Genomic DNA, 15,998 nt, shown 5'->3' with positions numbered 1-15,998 from the left:
TGGCACGGGTGTTGAGTCCCCGCTGAAATCGGCGAACCGGAGACCGGATGACAAGGGCTGGACGCCAGGGATGGCGGCCAGAGGCGAAACGAGACAGGACAAAATTGCCGGGAGCAATTTTGAACAATGCTTGCGTTGGCCCCGAAGGGGCGAGTCCCAGGGATGGGACGAGTAATCTTGAGTCGAGCCGACCGCAGGCAGCGGGTCGGGAGGTGAGTGCAGTGCGAAGCACCGATTTCTCTGCGGGGCCGCGGGGATTGATAAGGGGGCCGCGGTGGCCCCCTTGTCCCGTTCACAGATTGTGAGCGTATTATTTTCTGCGGATATTAAGGTGAACGGAATTATCCACCAGGTTTAACTGACAAGCATCAAGGCAAATGCCTTCCCTTTTTTGATAATTAACGCGAGGTCTCTTCAACCAGCGGGCCGTCTTGCTTTTCATCATCAGGATGAACCGGCGCGGTGCTGTGAATTTCGTGAACGCGTTTACGTACGCCAAACCAGCCTGCAATCAACAGCACTGCCAGCAGTGGGATGGTGGCAATGGTGTAGGTGCCGTTCGGGTAGTCAAACGCCATCAGTACCAGCACGCTGAACAGGAACAGCAGGGTGAGCCATGAGGTCACCGGTGCGCCTGGCAACTTAAAGCTGACGTCAGCGGCTTTGCCTTCTTTAATCGCTTTACGCAGACGCATCTGACAGACCACGATAAAGGCCCAGGAGGCGATAATGCCGAGTGCGGCAACGTTCAGCACGATCTCAAACACCTGAGACGGTACCAGATAGTTCAGGAACACACCGAAAACATACACCACCAGCGTTGCCAGAATGCCCGCGTAAGGGACATGCTGCTTGCTCATCTTCGACATGAATTTCGGTGCAGAGCCACCCATCGACATGGAGCGCAGAATACGACCGGTAGAGTAAAGACCGGAGTTCAGGCTGGAGAGCGCCGCAGTCAGTACCACGATGTTCATCACGCTGCCAACGTAAGGCACGCCAAGCTTAGAGAAGAAGGTCACGAACGGACTCTGACCTGCCTGGTAGGCATTCCACGGCAGCAGCAGAACCAGCAGTACCACGGAACCAACATAAAACAGGCCAATGCGCCAGATAACGCTGTTGATCGCTTTTGGAACCATCGTCTGCGGATCTTTACATTCGCCCGCCGCCGTCCCCACCAGTTCAATAGAGGCAAAGGCAAACACCACGCCCTGAACCAGAACCAGCGCAGGCAGCAGACCGTGCGGGAAGAAACCGCCGTTATCGGTTATCAGGTGGAAGCCCGTGGCATTACCGTCCAGCGGCTTACCGCTGCCGAGGAATACCGTACCAACCACCAGGAACACCACGATCGCCAGCACTTTTACCAGCGCAAACCAGAACTCCATCTCCGCGAACCACTTCACGCCGATCATGTTCATTGTGCCGACAATGGCCAGCGCACCGAGGGCAAACACCCATTGCGGCACATCGCCAAACGCGCCCCAGTAGTGCATATACAGCGCAACGGCGGTGATATCGACGATACCGGTCATCGCCCAGTTAACGAAGTACATCCAGCCTGCAACATAGGCGGCTTTTTCGCCGAGAAACTCGCGGGCATAAGAGACAAAACTGCCGCTGGAAGGGCGATGCAGTACCAGTTCGCCCAGCGCACGGAGAATAAAGAAGGAGAAGATCCCACACACCAGATAGACCAGGGCGAGAGCCGGACCCGCCATCTGCAGACGAGCACCAGCACCTAAAAACAGACCTGTGCCGATAGCGCCACCGATGGCGATCATTTGAACCTGACGGTTGCCCATCGCTTTGTGGTAGCCCTCTTCGTGGGAGTTCAACCAGCGACGTCTCGCAGCATGATGATCGGCTGCGTTTTTATTGCTTGTTTTCATTGAGTTACCTGTTTGCCTGTCTGAACCATTATCGTGATAGTCGTACCTGGCAGGGAGCGAAACAAACGATTGCTTCTGCGCAGACACATGTTGCCTTTCCAGTCATTCTGCGTATGGATAAGGCGAAACATGGCGAGGCATCCTACCCGCAATTGATAAGCGACGCAAAATATAACCGTGCCGAAAGTGATGCACGTCGAAGGAAATTGTGTGGTCAGAGCAGACGGGGATCACAACACGCTGAATCGTGGTGATTTTTTAGTCATAACATTCAGAGATGCGCTGATTTAATCATCAGATTAGCTTAATAGTTACGCAGCGGCATTGATGATTTGAATTCATAACGACAAGCTTTTCTTCTCTATAGTGCTCATAAAAGAAAGTGCATAGAGTTAATACATCAAAAGCAGATGTATGAGATAAACGATGCAGCAGCGACAATTAGGACGACAGGGGTTAACGGTATCCGCACTGGGACTTGGCTGTATGGGGTTGAGCTATGGCTATGGTCCGGCCACGGAAAAACAACAGGCCATTGCGCTTATTCGTGCTGCGGTCGAACGCGGTGTGACCTTTTTTGATACCGCAGAAATTTATGGCCCTTTTATCAATAAAGATGTGGTGGGCGAGGCACTTGCACCCGTTCGCGATAAGGTGGTGATCGCCACTAAATTTGGTTTTGACTGCGATAAACCCGGTCAGATGCTTAACAGCCGCCCTGAGCACATACGCGCGGTAATAGAAGGTTCGCTAAAGCGATTGAAAACCGATTATATCGATCTCTATTACCAGCATCGCGTGGATCCGGATGTCCCTGTTGAAGAGGTCGCCGGTACGATTGCCGATCTTATCGCAGAAGGTAAGGTGAAACATTTCGGTCTCTCAGAGGCGAGTGCTGAAACCATCCGTCGCGCTCATGCAGTGTGTCCGGTCACGGCGTTGCAGAGTGAATATTCATTATGGTGGCGACAGCCTGAACAGGAGATCCTGCCGCTTCTGGCGGAGCTGAACATCGGCTTTGTTCCTTTCAGCCCGCTGGGTAAGGGCTTTTTGACCGGCGCAATTGACTCCAGTACCACCTTCGACAGCAGTGATTTCCGCAATATCGTCCCGCGCTTTAGCGAAGCGTCGCGTCTGGCGAATCAGCGGTTAATCGACGTGGTGAAAGCGCTGGCCGCAGAGCAGGGGGTCACGCCTGCGCAAATCGCACTGGCCTGGCTATTGGCAAAAGCACCGTGGATTGTACCGATCCCGGGGACAACCAAACTCCACCGTCTGGAGGAGAATCTGGATGCCGTTAACGTGACGTTGTCACAAAAAGCGCTTAATAACATCAACCACGCGCTGATGCAGATTGATGTTGTCGGTGACCGTTATCCGAAGCATCTGCAGGCACGCGTCGGGAAGTAACTTACTGTTTGCGCAGGGCTTCAACCAGTAAAGCAAAGGCAGTGGTGTGCTGGCGGCGACCAGGGTAATAAAGATGATAGCCGTCAAATGTCGGGCACCACTCCTGCAATACCGGGATTAACCGTCCCTGAGCGATGGCCTCCTGGACGGTGTCTTCAGGCACGTAGGCCAGCCCCAGTCCGTTTTCAGCGGCGTCGATACGCTGCGGTAGGTTGTTGAGCGTCAGTTGCCCCTCAACCCGCACGCGTAACTCGCGTCCGTCACGTTCAAATTCCCAGGCATATAACCCCCCGCGCGTTGGCAGGCGCATATTGATACAGCGATGCTGTGCAAGCTGCTCGGGTGTTTCCGGTACACCAAAACGCTGGAGATAATCAGCTGAACCCACCACGAGCATCCGCATATCTGGTGCGATCCGCACCGCAATCATATCTTTCGCCACCTGTTCACCCAGACGAATCCCTGCATCAAAACGGCCATCCACGATATCGGTCAGGCCGTTATCCACCGTCACTTCTACATTGATGTCGGGATATTTCACCATAAAGGGTTTCAGTACCGGCCACAGCACGGCGCTCATCGCGTGTTCACCGGCGGTGATGCGAATATTTCCTGCCGGTCTGTCGCGCGTGTCGCGCAGCGCAGTCAGTTCCTGTTCGATTTCCAGCAGATGCGGGCTTAAGCGCATAAAAAGCTGTTCGCCAGCCTCGGTTGGGGCGACGCTACGCGTGGTGCGGGTGAGCAGGCGAACGTCCAGCCGGGTTTCCAGATTGCGCATGGCATGGCTCAGCGCAGATTGCGAAACTCCAAGCTGTGCCGCTGCCCGCGTAAAACTGCGCTCGCGGGCGACGACCATAAAAGAGATCAGATCGTTGAAATTGTCTTTTAACATCACGGCTTACCCAATTTATGAATTACATTCATGGTTCCTTTCTTATTATGCAGTCTAATACTCACGGCACCCTTGCGCTACTGTTAGCACAACAGCAAATGAGGAGAACATCGTGAAAATTATCCGTAGTGGTTCATTACCTTCGATTCAGGGACCAGAAGCCTGGTTTACCGGTACTGTTCGTATTGACGCGCCTTTCCAGGCGACGGAGCCCGCTAAAGTGGGTGGCGCAACGGTAACCTTTGAACCGGGGGCACGCACTGCCTGGCATACCCATCCTCTTGGACAAACGCTGATTGTCACCCAGGGACGCGGCTGGCTACAGGAGTGGGGTAAAGAGGCGGAACCGTTGAATCAGGGTGATATTGCCTGGATCCCGCCTGGCGTGAAGCACTGGCACGGTGCGAGCGCACAAACGGCGATGACGCATATCGCCATCGCCGAGGCAGTAAACGGCAGCCCGGTTGAGTGGCTGGAAAAAGTTACCGACGAGCAGTATCAGGGCCGTTAACCGCCAAAGACCGCAATCGCCTGCTGCAGACGCGTGGTGCGCTGCGTCAGGTGATTTGCAGCGCGGGTGACGTGATCCACCATCCCTGTATTGTTATGCGTCATCACGCCGATGCGGGAGATGGACTCGTTGATAAGTGCGAGCGCCTGAGTCTGCTCCTGCGTGGCATGACCGATCTCCTTAATCAGGGAAGACATCTGCAGTACGTTACCAACCATCACTGTCAGTTGTGTTTCGGTTTGCTCAACCATTTCCACGCCAGAGTTAACGCTGGAGACATTTTTCTCAATAAGCAGCTTGATCTCTTTGGCTGCTGTCGCGGAGTGTTGCGCGAGGTTGCGCACTTCTGCTGCCACCACCGCAAAACCACGCCCGGCTTCACCAGCACGTGCTGCTTCAACGGCTGCGTTTAGCGCCAGAATATTGGTCTGAAAAGCGATACGGTCAATCACACCAATAATATCGACGATTTGGCTGTTATCACGTGAAATGGACTGCATCATGCCGATGGTCTGTTTCATCATGGCTTCACCGCTGTTGGCGCTGGCGCTGGTGCGATCCGCCATCTGGATCGCTTCTTTTGCCGTTTCTGCCGTCTGTTGAACGGCGCTGGCAATTTCTTCTACTGCTGCGGCCGTTTGCTGCAGGTCATCTGCGGTTTCTTCCGAGCGCGCCTGTAATGCCACGCCTTCTTTTGCTACCTGTTGGCTAATGGTACCAATACCGGAAATTTGCGCGCCAACATCGTCTACCAGTGAATTAAGGTTTAACCCTGACTGATTCACCAGACGCATCATCAGGCCAATTTCATCGACTCTGTCAAAATGGTAATAGTCGGTTTTGCGACCCGAAACGACGCGCTGCATTTGGTGCACAATGGTTTTCACCGGGCGAGATATTTGTACATGCAGATAAAGAGCCAGAGCAATAAAGAGTGCAACAAGTCCACTTACCTGCGTAATACTTTGGGGGAATGAAAATACCAGCAAGCAGGCGAGCAGGGTGGTAACCGTAATTCCGCTATTAATGCGTTTTGTGGTACTCATCCGTTTAAAAAGAGAGGTGAAGGCAAGTATTCCTCTGCGAACCACTAACCCTTTATAAAAGCGATGCTGTTTTAATTCGTTGTTGCGGACTTTTTCATAGAGCTTTTCACTGGTGGCGATCTCTTCGCGGGTAGGAATATTACGTACCGAAATATAGCCAGTTAACGATTCATTCTGATACACCGGGGTGACGTTGGCGCGAACCCAGTAGTGATCCCCGTTGTGACGACGGTTCTTGACCAGCCCCGTCCAGCTCTCTCCCTGCTGCAGGGTGAACCACATATCTCCAAATGCCTCGGCAGGCATATCGGGATGGCGAATGACATTATGGGGTTCACCCAGAAGATTTTCTTCTTTATATCCACTGGCTTCAATAAAGGTTGAATTTGCATAGGTAATATGGCTATGCGTATTGGTAGTCGACATTAACGTCGAACCTTCGTTAAGTAAATACTCGTTTTGTGTAACGGGAGTGTTACGCCGCATGAGTAACTCCATAATGATATATAAGTAAAAGAAATGCCACCCAATAAAACGCAGGCTAGATTGAGAATTTATTCTGTTGTTTTGCTGTCGGCGTATTCTCCACGAAAATGAAGATATTCTAAATACCCTAAGTTAACTATTTTTTACATGTTTAAAGAGGATATTGTAATAAATATGAAAATAACTGCAGGTTCATTTTTCTACCTCAATGCAAATGATTGACCTAAACCAAATTATGAGTGCGACGTATATCCTCCAGTAAAACTGAAAAATTGAAATAGCGTTAGATTAACAGGGTGGCAACGTATGGTGGCAAGTACGCCATGCGCTCACTAAAGGCTTATGCATAGCAGGGTTTTGTATATCTGATTTCTGGCAATCTAAATGTAAATTAATTGTTTCTCAGCGGTGAAATACACCTTTAATAATGTCGACATGTTAAGTCAAACGAGAACGCAACATGTCCTGGCGAATCAGCATTCTGGATAAAAGCCCCATAGCTGAAAATGAAACGGCCGCCGATGCGCTGGCGCGAACCTTAACACTGGCACAACAGGCGGAAACACTGGGTTATCACCGCTTCTGGATTGCCGAGCACCACAATACCCCGCAGCTGGCGAGCCCCTCACCGGAGCTGCTGATTGCCTGGATACTGGGACAAACAAAACGTATCCGCGTGGGGTCGGGCGGCGTGATGCTGCAACATTACAGCCCGTACAAAGTTGCCGAAAACTTCAATGTATTAGCGGCGCTTGCGCAGGGTCGCGTGGATCTGGGTGTCGGGAAAGCCCCCGGTGGTTTGCCACTCTCTACCCGCGCGTTACAGCACGGTCTGAATCAACAGGCAAAGGGCAGCTTTGCCGAACAGCTGACGCAACTGGACAGCTGGATCCATCCGGAAAACACGTCAGGGGAAGAGGCCGTACGCGCCACCCCGTTACCGCCGGTACCGGCACAGGTTTTTTTGCTGGGGGCGAGCACGGAAAGCGCGCAGCTGGCGGCATCACTTGACTGGCACTTTGTCTTTGCCGCACACCTGAATGGCGATCCCGGGCTTCTGCGTGACGTTGTAACGTTCTGGCGCAAAAACAGCACCCGAGAGGTGATTGTGGCCGTGCAGGTGATTGTTGCGCCGACACAGACCGAGGCAGACGCGCTGGCGCAAAAAGTTGAAGTGTGGGGCGTGGAGCTGGCAAACGGCCAGCGCGTCACCGTGGCCAGCGAAGAACAGGCCTACGCCTTTGCGCGCCAGGCGGGAAGTGAGCCGGTGCGGATTGCCCGTCGGGCGCAGTCTCTGCTGGCGGGTACCGCTGAGTCGGTACTGGAGCAGTTAGATGCATTACACCAGAAATGGGGCATTGCCGAATTTATGATCGACACGCCGGTTGCCGATGGCTCAACGCGCGTCCAGTCCCTGCGTCTGCTGGCGCAGGCTCGTCCCGATAAGGAGGTCACGGCATGAGTTTTGGTGAACAACTGATTGCCTGGCGTCGTGAGCTGCACCAGAACCCTGAACTGTCTGGTCAGGAGGTCGAAACGACGGCCCGCCTGCGCCAGTGGCTGACGAATGCCGGTATTACCCCGTTACCTTACGAACTGCCTACCGGGCTGGTTGCGGAAATCGGCACGGGTAAAAAGCTGATTGCACTGCGGGCCGATATTGACGCGTTACCCGTGGAAGAGCGCAGCGGAGTTGCGTTTAGCTCACAACGTGCAGGGGTGATGCATGCCTGCGGGCACGATATCCACACCAGCGTGATCCTCGGCGCGGCATTAAAACTGAAAGAGCGTGAAGCGTCGCTCAACGGTCGCGTGCGGATCCTGTTTCAACCCGCCGAAGAGAACTTTGGCGGTGCGAAGAGCATGGTTCGGGCGGGAGCCTTGCGTGATGTCCGCGCCATCTTCGGCATGCACAACGAGCCGGGTCTGCCGGTAGGTGAGTTCGCCACCCGTGGAGGACCGTTCTACGCCAGTGTCGATCGGTTTGTTATCCGCATTACCGGTAAAGGTGCGCATGCCGCTCGCCCACATGAAGGAAACGATGCCATCGTGCTGGCGAGTCAGCTGGTCACGGCGCTGCAAAGTGTCGCCAGCCGTAACGTCAATACGCTGGATTCTGTGGTGCTGAGCGTTACGCGTATCGCCGGTGGAAACACCTGGAATGTGTTGCCGGAAAGCGTCGAGCTGGAAGGCACCCTGCGCACACATCGCACCGAAGTCCAGCAGAATGTCAAAGCGCGTGTGGGTGAAATTGCCTCCGGGTTTGCCCGCGCGTTTAGCGCGCAGATTGATATCACCTGGTATGCCGGGCCAGATGCGCTGGTGAACGACGAACGCTGGGCTGAATTCGCCACATCTGTTGCCAGAGACGCAGGATACGAAACCCGGCACGCCGAACTGCATATGGGCGGGGAAGATTTCGCGGTCTATTTGCAGCAGATACCAGGGGCATTTGTCAGTATTGGCAGCGCCAGCCCGTTTGGTCTGCATCACCCGGCATTTAACCCGGACGAAGCACTCATTGAACCCGCCGCTCGCTATTTTGCCCAGCTTGCGGAAAAAGCACTTCATCAAATTTAATTTATCAGAGGTGAATATGTCTGCAACGCGTCAATTGCGGCTGGGAACCATTTTACATGGTGCCTCCGGAAATATGTCTGCCTGGCGTCATCCTGCGGCGATCGCAGATGCCAGTATTAACTTTGATTTCGTCAAAGCGACGGCGTTAAAAGCGGAGGAGGGGAAGCTCGATTTTTTATTTGTCGCTGACGGCCTTTATATTAACGAGAAATCGATCCCGCATTTTTTAAATCGTTTTGAGCCGTTAACGGTGTTATCTGCACTGGCGGGTATGACTTCACGCCTGGGGCTGGTAGGAACGTTATCCACCTCCTACAGTGAGCCTTTTACCGTGGCGCGTCAGTTTGCCAGCCTGGATCACCTGAGCAATGGCCGCGCAGGCTGGAACGTGGTGACCTCGCCGCTGGAAGGCTCGGCGAAGAATTTTTCCCGCGAAAAACACCCTGAGCACGCCCTGCGTTACCGTATTGCCGACGAATATCTGGAGGTGGTGAAAGGGCTGTGGGACTCCTGGGAGGAAGACGCTTTTGTGCGCGACAAAGAGAGCGGACAGTTCTTTGATCCGGCAAAACTGCATACCCTCGATCATCAAGGTGATTTCTTCCAGGTGGCCGGGCCGCTTAATATTGGCCGCACGCCGCAGGGTCGCCCCATTGTATTTCAGGCCGGGGCATCAGATGACGGTAAAAAACTGGCGGCGAAACACGCCGACGCCATATTTACTCATCACGACACGTTAGACGAAGCGAAAGTGTTTTATCGCGATGTGAAACAGTTGCTGGAAATAAATGGCCGCAGGGCGTCCGATTTACATATATTCCAGGGCGTCAGCGTAATTGTTGGAGAAAATGCTGAGGACGTGGAGAAGCAATATCAAACGACTGCGGCACTGGTGTCAGTTAACGATGCCCTGAATTACCTCGGACGTTATTTCGAACATCATGATTTTAGCCAGTATCCGCTCGACGAGCCGTTCCCGGATATTGGCGAGCTGGGGAAAAACAGCTTCCGCAGTACCACCGATGAAATTAAGCGTAATGCCCGTGAACGCCACTTAACCCTGCGTCAGGTGGCACTGGAGGCGGCGTCTCCGCGACCACGTTTTTCCGGCACGCCAGAACAGGTGGCAGACGGCCTTCAGGCCTGGTTTGAGGGATATGCGGCAGACGGCTTCATCATTCAGGGCGGTACGCCGGACACCTTCCCGCGCTTTGTGGAACAGGTGGTGCCTGTCTTGCAGGCTCGTGGCCTGTTCCGTACTGAATACCCGGGCACCACGCTGCGCGACAGTCTGGGTTTAGACGAACCTAAAAATCATTTCACACAACAATAAAAGAGAACACCGCTATGCAAAAAACATCGCTTATTCTGGCGCTCGCGCTGGCCTTTACCCCTGCCGTCTGGGCAGAGAATGTGAACATTAACGGTACTGGCGTGAGCATTGAGGCCAATAAAAATCCCGTCAATACCGCTAAAAATGGCGACGCGATCGCACAGTTACCGAAAGATTATCGCTTTGCCGTACCGGGTAAATTTACCGTTGCGGTGGCAGGTCTGAATCAACCGCCGCTGACGGTTTTCTCCGATGACAACAAAACGCTGCTCGGGAGTGAAGTCGACATCGCCCGTCTGGTGGCTGACAGTCTGGGGCTGGAGCTGAACGTGGTGCCCACCTCCTGGGAGGACTGGCCGCTGGGCGTGGCGTCCGGGAAATACGATGCCGCCATCAGCAATATCACCGTCACCAGAGAGCGCAAAGAGAAGTTTGATTTTGCGACGTACCGGAAGGATTCACTCGGCTTTTACGTGAAATCAACCAGCCCGATCACCTCGCTTCAGAAGGCGGAAGATATCGCCGGACTGCGCATTATCGTGGGTTCCGGTACAAATCAGGAGGCCATTTTGCTGGCATGGAATGCTGAAAACCTCAAAAAAGGTCTCAAACCCTTTACCCCTGTGTACACCAAAGACGATGCGGCGCAAACCCTGGCTATCCAGTCAGGACGTGCAGATGCGTACTTTGGCCCGAACGTGATTGGTGCGTGGAAAGCGGCATTGACCGGTAAAACTAAGCTGGTCGGCAGCGTCGACGGCGGCTGGCCGAAGGCGGCACATATTGCAGTGACGCTGAAAAAAGGCAGCGGCCTGGTTGAACCGGTACAAACCGCGCTTAACGGGGTGATCAAAAACGGCGATTACGACAAAGTGCTGAACCGCTGGGGGGAAGGGGTAGAGCGTATTCCCGGTTCAGAAGTGAACCCGGCCGGGCTGGGTGATTAAGGAGAGGATATGAGCGAGCAATTTCGTGACGTTTCGCCGGAAGATGCCGATCTTCAACCCATCATCGATGGGTTGTTCGGTGAATACGCTGCCCGGTACGGGGACTACTTCTCTAAAGACGCCGAAGTGGAGCTGACGGAGTGGTACTTAGCGCCACAGGGGCTGTTTATTGTGCTGGAGCGTGACGGAGAGATCATCGCTACCGGCGCGTACAAACCCTTTGACGAACATACGGCCGAAATCAAACGCATCTGGACGCATAAGGCGTTACGTCAACAGGGTCTTGCGGCCCGCGTGGTACAGGAGCTGGAGCGTCGGGCTGTGCTGGCAGGTTACAGCCAGATTTACCTCACCACCGGTTTTCGTCAGCCGGAGGCGGTCAGGCTCTATATCAACCAGGGGTATCAGCCGCAGTTTGATCTGAATCGCGATCCGGAAGAGTACAGCCAGCCGCCGTTTGATGGCCGGCTGCGTTTCACCAAAACGCTGGTACGCGAAGTGTTCAGTAAAACTGCATGAGGAACGACGATGAGCAACGTTGAAACCATTAAGGTTGTCCCGGCACGATATCCGCTGCGTGCCGTCGGTGCAGTCGCGGCGCTGTTTGTGCTGGCGATCGTGATACAGTCCGTGGCCTTTAATCCTCGCTGGGAGTGGGCGGTATTCGCCCGCTGGTTCTTTGACCCGGCGATCCTGGATGGTGTCGGGCAGACGCTGCTGTTGACGCTGATTGGTACTGCGCTGAGTGTGATAATCGGCGGCATGCTGGCGCTGGCAAGATTGTCCTCTTCCTGGTTGTTAAGCAGCCTGGCCTGGGGTTACATCTGGCTGTTTCGTTCTCTGCCGTTGATTGTGGTTCTGATCATCCTCTACAACTTCTCATACCTCTACGACACGCTCTCCCTCGGGGTGCCGTTTACCCGCATCACCTGGGGCAGTTTTGAAACCATCAACGTGCTGGGGCAGTTTTCCACCGCCGTGGTGGGGTTAACGCTGGTGCAGAGCGCCTATACCGCTGAAATTATTCGCGGGGGCTTTCTTGGTGTCGATCACGGTCAGTATGAAGCCGCCGCCGCGCTTGGGCTGCCCGCCTGGCGTCGTACCGTGCACATTATCCTGCCTCAGGCGTTGCGCACCATTCTGCCGTCCGGATTCAACGAAATCATCAGCCTCGCCAAAGGGACGGCGATGGTGTACGTCCTGGCGATGCCGGAACTGTTCTACACCATCCAGATGATCTACAACCGCACGCAGGAGGTCATTCCACTGCTGATGGTGGGCGCTGTCTGGTATCTGGTGATTACCACCGTATTGTCTGTTATTCAGCACGTTGTCGAACGCGGGCTCGCCCGCAGCGAACGCCGCTCTGCCGTTAATCAGAACCGGGTGACCCACCGCGTCCGTTCTGTCACCACCACACCAGTACAGGAGCCTGTCCATGCAAGCCTCTCCTGAAGGACATATTTCAATCACCGGCGTCAGTAAGTTCTTTGGCCGCCATAAAGCGCTCGATAACGTCACGCTTGAGATCCCGCCGGGTTCCGTTACGGTAATTCTTGGGCCGTCAGGCTCCGGTAAATCGACACTACTGCGCACCATTAACCATCTGGAACGTGTCGACGAAGGGTTTATCCAGATTGACGGGGATTACATTGGTTATCGCCGGCAGGGTGACAAACTCTACGAGCTGAAAGAGAAAGAGATCCTCAAACAGCGCATCAATGTGGGATACGTGTTCCAGAACTTTAATCTCTTTCCGCATCTGACGGTGCTGGAAAACCTGATTGAAGCGCCTGTTGCGCATAAAAAACTCAGCAAAAAAGAGGCAGTGGAAAGGGCATACAGCCTGCTGGATATGGTGGGGTTGCGCGATAAAGCAGATGCGTGGTCGCGTCACCTCTCCGGCGGTCAGCAGCAGCGTATCGCGATTGCTCGCGCACTGGCGCTGCGCCCCCGCGTGATTTTGTTTGATGAACCGACTTCGGCACTCGATCCGGAACGGGTGGGTGAAGTGCTGGACGTGATTAAAAAACTCGCCCGTTCGGGCACCACACTGGTGGTCGTCACCCATGAGATCGGTTTTGCCCGGGAAGTGGCGGATCAGGTGGTATTTATGGTTGACGGTAAAATTGTTGAGCAGGGCAGCAGTGACGACGTGTTGAACCGTCCGTCACACGCGCGAACGCGCCAGTTCCTGTCAAAAGTGCTGTAGGTGAACCCGTGACTGACTGATGCTGCTCTACACTTAGGGTTTTGAACCCTGAGGGGGCAACATGATTAAACTCTATGGCGTACCCGGCTGGGGCTCGGCAATCAGTGAAGTGATGCTGACCCTGGCAGACATTCCTTACCGCTATATCAACGTGAACGGGTTTGACACGCCCGGTCCGCAGCGCGACTTGCTGGAAAAGCTTAACCCACTGTGCCAGGTGCCGACGCTGGAGCTGGAAAACGGCACGATCATGAGCGAAACGGCAGCGATTGCCCTGATGGTGCTCGATCGATGTCCCGATCTTGCTCCGTCTGTCGGTCAGCCTGAACGCCAGCAGTTTCAGCGTTTGCTGATTTGGCTGGTCGCTAACGTTTATCCTACGTTCACTTATGCCGATTACCCTGATCGCTGGGTTCCGGATGCCCCAGATCAGCTCAGGCAGAATTGCCTCGAATACCGTAAATTTCTCTACCTGTGGCTGGATAACCATCTTCAGGCGGCACCGTTTACGTTTGGTGAGCAGTTGACCCTGATTGATGTCTATATTGCGGTGATGCGCACCTGGGGGCCACGGCACGAGTGGTTTGCGGAAAATACACCGAAGATAACGGCCATTGCGGATGTGGTCTGTTCGCTCCCTGAACTGCACAAGGTGTTAAAGGCGAACGAGATTATCTGATAACGTGGACCCCTGACTCACAACCGGAAGCCTGCTCATGCCACACGTAGATATCAAATGTTTTCCCCGCGATCTCAATGACGAACAAAAAACCGCACTGGCGGCGGATATTGCTGAGGTGATTATTCGCCATTTCAACAGTAAAGACAGTTCCGTGTCAGTTGCGCTGAACCAGGTGCAGCCTGAGGACTGGAAAGAGCAGGTCTGGGACACGGAAATTGGCCCGAAGCTGGATGAGTTGATTAAAAAGCCAGGGTATTCGATGTGATTTTGGGCCGGGTGACGTGACGCTTCACCCGGCCTGAGACGTTACAGTGATGACCTGCGATACGGCGCATAATCCGCCTGCCAGTACGTCTTCTCGATACGCGCCATGAGTTCCTCGTCGTTTATCGCTGGCGCAATGCCTTGCTCAATGGCAGCACGGGCAACGGCAAACGCAATATTGCGTGACACGGTTTCAATCTGATCGACCGGTGGCAGCAATCCGCCTTTTTCGGTGGTGACCAGTGGCGATTGTGCTGCCAGACTGCGGCTTGCCACCATCAACATCTCCTCGGTAACCCGGCGGGCATTGCTGGCCAGTACCCCCAGACCCAGCCCCGGGAAGACATAGGCATTGTTACACTGGGCAATGTCATACTGTGCGTTCTGCCAGAACACCGGGGCGAACGGGCTTCCTGTTGCCACAAGCGCGGCACCCTGCGTCCATTCGATCAGATCCTGCGGCTGTGCTTCTGCGCGTGATGTCGGGTTCGAGAGCGGCATAATAACCGGACGCGGGCAGTGGCGGTGCATCTCTTTGACAATCTCTTCGCTGAACAGACCTGGCTGCCCCGAGACGCCAATCATCACCGTCGGATGCGCATTTTTTACCACTTCCATCAGCGAAATATTGTTCGATTCCACCTGCCAGTCGCGAATGTCTTCACGCGCGGTCAGCAGCTTTTTCTGGAAGTCGAGCAGGTTGGTCATATCGTCGGTCAATAAGCCAAAGCGATCGACCATAAAGACCCGGCGGCGGGCTTCAGACTCCGTCAGCCCGTCATCAACCATCAGCGCCACGATTTTTTCTGCGATACCGCATCCGGCTGAACCGCTGCCCAGGAAGACCACGCGCTGATCGCGAATGCGGGTTCCGGCAGCGTGGGCGGCTGCAATCAACGTACCGGCGGTGACGGCCGCTGTTCCCTGGATGTCGTCGTTGAAACAGCAGAGCTGGTCGCGGTAACGCTGGAGCAGTTTGGTCGCGTTTTTCTGCGCGAAATCTTCAAACTGCAACAGCACATCAGGCCAGCGGTTTTTGACGGTATTGATAAACATATCCATAAACTCAGCGTACTGATCGTCGCTGATACGTGGATGACGCCAGCCCATATACATTGGGTCGTCCAGATGCTGCTGATTATTGGTACCCACATCCAGCATAATTGGCAGGGTGGAAGCCGGATGAATACCGCCGCACGCGGTATACAATGACAATTTGCCAATGGGAATGCCCATCCCGCCGATACCCTGATCGCCAAGCCCCAGAATACGCTCACCGTCTGTCACAACGATCACGCGAATATCATTGCGCGAGAAGCTCTGCAGCATCTCATCAATACGATGACGGTTAGGCCATGAAATAAACAGGCCACGCGCGCGGCGATAAATAGTGGAGAAATGTTCACAGGCTTCGCCGACCGTTGGGGTATAGATAATGGGTAATGTCTCTTTCAGATGCGAACGCAACAGGTTGTAAAATAAGGTCTCGTTAGTATCCTGAATGTTGCGCAGGTACACGTGACGAGAAATATCACTTTTAAAATGGCAGAATTGTACCCAGGCACGTTCAGTTTGTTCTTCAATGGTTTCTACATTGTGTGGTAATAAGCCATGCAGGTTAAAGTTATCACGCTCTTCTTTAATGAATGCGAGCCCTTTATTTAATAACGGATTTTCCAGTAAAACAGCGCCATTATACGGCGTGTAGAGCACTTCTTTACGAGACATGGTTGACTCCTG

13 protein-coding genes and 1 pseudogene are annotated in these 15,998 nt (G+C 54.0%); 10 read left to right on the top strand and 4 right to left on the bottom strand.

The genetic code is table 11. The annotated features are described in order from the left end of the window. Positions 1-398 precede the first annotated feature (398 nt). Positions 399-1,895, bottom strand: a complete 1,497-nt coding sequence (ansP, locus tag ACHHZ6_RS16415) for an L-asparagine permease (RefSeq protein WP_182271520.1) — start codon at positions 1,893-1,895, stop codon at positions 399-401. Positions 1,896-2,321: 426 nt separating this feature from the next. Here ansP and ACHHZ6_RS16410 point away from each other — a divergent pair, with 426 nt between their 5' ends. Beyond that, complete coding sequence (locus tag ACHHZ6_RS16410; RefSeq protein ID WP_395122726.1) at positions 2,322-3,305, top strand: aldo/keto reductase; 984 nt, start codon at positions 2,322-2,324, stop codon at positions 3,303-3,305. Position 3,306: 1 nt separating this feature from the next. Here ACHHZ6_RS16410 and ACHHZ6_RS16405 read toward each other — a convergent pair whose 3' ends face one another. Continuing rightward, positions 3,307-4,197, bottom strand: coding sequence for a LysR family transcriptional regulator (locus tag ACHHZ6_RS16405; RefSeq protein ID WP_395122724.1), 891 nt, complete (start codon positions 4,195-4,197; stop codon positions 3,307-3,309). Positions 4,198-4,309: 112 nt separating this feature from the next. Between ACHHZ6_RS16405 and ACHHZ6_RS16400 the strand changes: the two genes are divergently transcribed. Continuing rightward, positions 4,310-4,708 (top strand): cupin domain-containing protein, encoded by a 399-nt coding sequence (locus ACHHZ6_RS16400; RefSeq protein WP_182918445.1) that lies wholly within the window; start codon positions 4,310-4,312, stop codon positions 4,706-4,708. On the opposite strand, the gene ACHHZ6_RS16395 is transcribed toward ACHHZ6_RS16400, so the two are convergent. Continuing rightward, positions 4,705-6,240 (bottom strand): methyl-accepting chemotaxis protein, encoded by a 1,536-nt coding sequence (locus ACHHZ6_RS16395; RefSeq protein ID WP_395122722.1) that lies wholly within the window; start codon positions 6,238-6,240, stop codon positions 4,705-4,707. The genes ACHHZ6_RS16400 and ACHHZ6_RS16395 overlap by 4 nt on opposite strands. Before the next feature lie 460 nt (positions 6,241-6,700). Here ACHHZ6_RS16395 and ACHHZ6_RS16390 point away from each other — a divergent pair, with 460 nt between their 5' ends. The 8 genes and pseudogenes from ACHHZ6_RS16390 (at position 6,701) to pptA (ending at position 14,259) form a co-directional block, all read left to right on the top strand. Continuing rightward, positions 6,701-7,702 (top strand): MsnO8 family LLM class oxidoreductase, encoded by a 1,002-nt coding sequence (locus ACHHZ6_RS16390; RefSeq protein WP_395122720.1) that lies wholly within the window; start codon positions 6,701-6,703, stop codon positions 7,700-7,702. Beyond that, the gene (locus ACHHZ6_RS16385) at positions 7,699-8,820 is read left to right on the top strand and encodes a M20 peptidase aminoacylase family protein (RefSeq protein ID WP_182271514.1); all 1,122 of its coding nucleotides are present in this window, start codon (positions 7,699-7,701) and stop codon (positions 8,818-8,820) included. The genes ACHHZ6_RS16390 and ACHHZ6_RS16385 overlap by 4 nt, the downstream gene beginning before the upstream one ends. Before the next feature lie 16 nt (positions 8,821-8,836). Continuing rightward, a pseudogene (locus ACHHZ6_RS16380) lies at positions 8,837-11,100 on the top strand (NtaA/DmoA family FMN-dependent monooxygenase). 9 nt (positions 11,101-11,109) lie between these two features. Further along, entirely contained in the window at positions 11,110-11,619 is a 510-nt protein-coding gene (locus tag ACHHZ6_RS16375; protein WP_395122718.1) for a GNAT family N-acetyltransferase, read from the top strand. 9 nt (positions 11,620-11,628) lie between these two features. Further along, positions 11,629-12,555 carry an amino acid ABC transporter permease gene (locus ACHHZ6_RS16370; RefSeq protein ID WP_395122716.1) on the top strand — a complete coding sequence of 309 codons (927 nt, stop codon included), beginning with the start codon at positions 11,629-11,631 and terminating at the stop codon, positions 12,553-12,555. Next, positions 12,539-13,312 (top strand): amino acid ABC transporter ATP-binding protein, encoded by a 774-nt coding sequence (locus tag ACHHZ6_RS16365; protein WP_182918440.1) that lies wholly within the window; start codon positions 12,539-12,541, stop codon positions 13,310-13,312. The genes ACHHZ6_RS16370 and ACHHZ6_RS16365 overlap by 17 nt, the downstream gene beginning before the upstream one ends. A gap of 61 nt (positions 13,313-13,373) precedes the next feature. Further along, entirely contained in the window at positions 13,374-13,991 is a 618-nt protein-coding gene (locus ACHHZ6_RS16360) for a glutathione S-transferase family protein (protein ID WP_182271508.1), read from the top strand. A 37-nt stretch (positions 13,992-14,028) separates the two neighbouring features. Further along, positions 14,029-14,259: a tautomerase PptA gene (pptA, locus tag ACHHZ6_RS16355; RefSeq protein WP_182271507.1), complete on the top strand. Its 231-nt coding sequence runs from the start codon at positions 14,029-14,031 to the stop codon at positions 14,257-14,259. Positions 14,260-14,300: 41 nt separating this feature from the next. Here the strand turns inward: pptA and ACHHZ6_RS16350 are convergent, their stop codons facing one another. Continuing rightward, entirely contained in the window at positions 14,301-15,986 is a 1,686-nt protein-coding gene (locus ACHHZ6_RS16350) for an NAD-dependent malic enzyme (RefSeq protein ID WP_196390036.1), read from the bottom strand. Positions 15,987-15,998: the final 12 nt, after the last annotated feature.

It is taken from the genome of Enterobacter cloacae complex sp. 2024EL-00214 (assembly GCF_043945575.1).
In the GTDB taxonomy this organism is placed as follows: domain Bacteria; phylum Pseudomonadota; class Gammaproteobacteria; order Enterobacterales; family Enterobacteriaceae; genus Enterobacter; species Enterobacter cloacae_P.
The sequence above is the reverse complement of the archived record's forward strand: the minus strand, read 5'-3'. Positions and strand labels throughout refer to the sequence as shown.

What these genes read in the sequence shown, in the direction of transcription:
- ansP (WP_182271520.1), bottom strand. Translation starts at nt 1,895, where the DNA reads ATGAAAACAAGCAATAAAAACGCAGCCGATCATCATGCTGCGAGACGT.
- ACHHZ6_RS16410 (WP_395122726.1), top strand. Translation starts at nt 2,322, where the DNA reads ATGCAGCAGCGACAATTAGGACGACAGGGGTTAACGGTATCCGCACTG.
- ACHHZ6_RS16405 (WP_395122724.1), bottom strand. Translation starts at nt 4,197, where the DNA reads ATGTTAAAAGACAATTTCAACGATCTGATCTCTTTTATGGTCGTCGCC.
- ACHHZ6_RS16395 (WP_395122722.1), bottom strand. Translation starts at nt 6,240, where the DNA reads ATGCGGCGTAACACTCCCGTTACACAAAACGAGTATTTACTTAACGAA.
- ACHHZ6_RS16390 (WP_395122720.1), top strand. Translation starts at nt 6,701, where the DNA reads ATGTCCTGGCGAATCAGCATTCTGGATAAAAGCCCCATAGCTGAAAAT.
- ACHHZ6_RS16385 (WP_182271514.1), top strand. Translation starts at nt 7,699, where the DNA reads ATGAGTTTTGGTGAACAACTGATTGCCTGGCGTCGTGAGCTGCACCAG.
- ACHHZ6_RS16375 (WP_395122718.1), top strand. Translation starts at nt 11,110, where the DNA reads ATGAGCGAGCAATTTCGTGACGTTTCGCCGGAAGATGCCGATCTTCAA.
- ACHHZ6_RS16370 (WP_395122716.1), top strand. Translation starts at nt 11,629, where the DNA reads ATGAGCAACGTTGAAACCATTAAGGTTGTCCCGGCACGATATCCGCTG.
- ACHHZ6_RS16365 (WP_182918440.1), top strand. Translation starts at nt 12,539, where the DNA reads ATGCAAGCCTCTCCTGAAGGACATATTTCAATCACCGGCGTCAGTAAG.
- ACHHZ6_RS16360 (WP_182271508.1), top strand. Translation starts at nt 13,374, where the DNA reads ATGATTAAACTCTATGGCGTACCCGGCTGGGGCTCGGCAATCAGTGAA.
- pptA (WP_182271507.1), top strand. Translation starts at nt 14,029, where the DNA reads ATGCCACACGTAGATATCAAATGTTTTCCCCGCGATCTCAATGACGAA.
- ACHHZ6_RS16350 (WP_196390036.1), bottom strand. Translation starts at nt 15,986, where the DNA reads ATGTCTCGTAAAGAAGTGCTCTACACGCCGTATAATGGCGCTGTTTTA.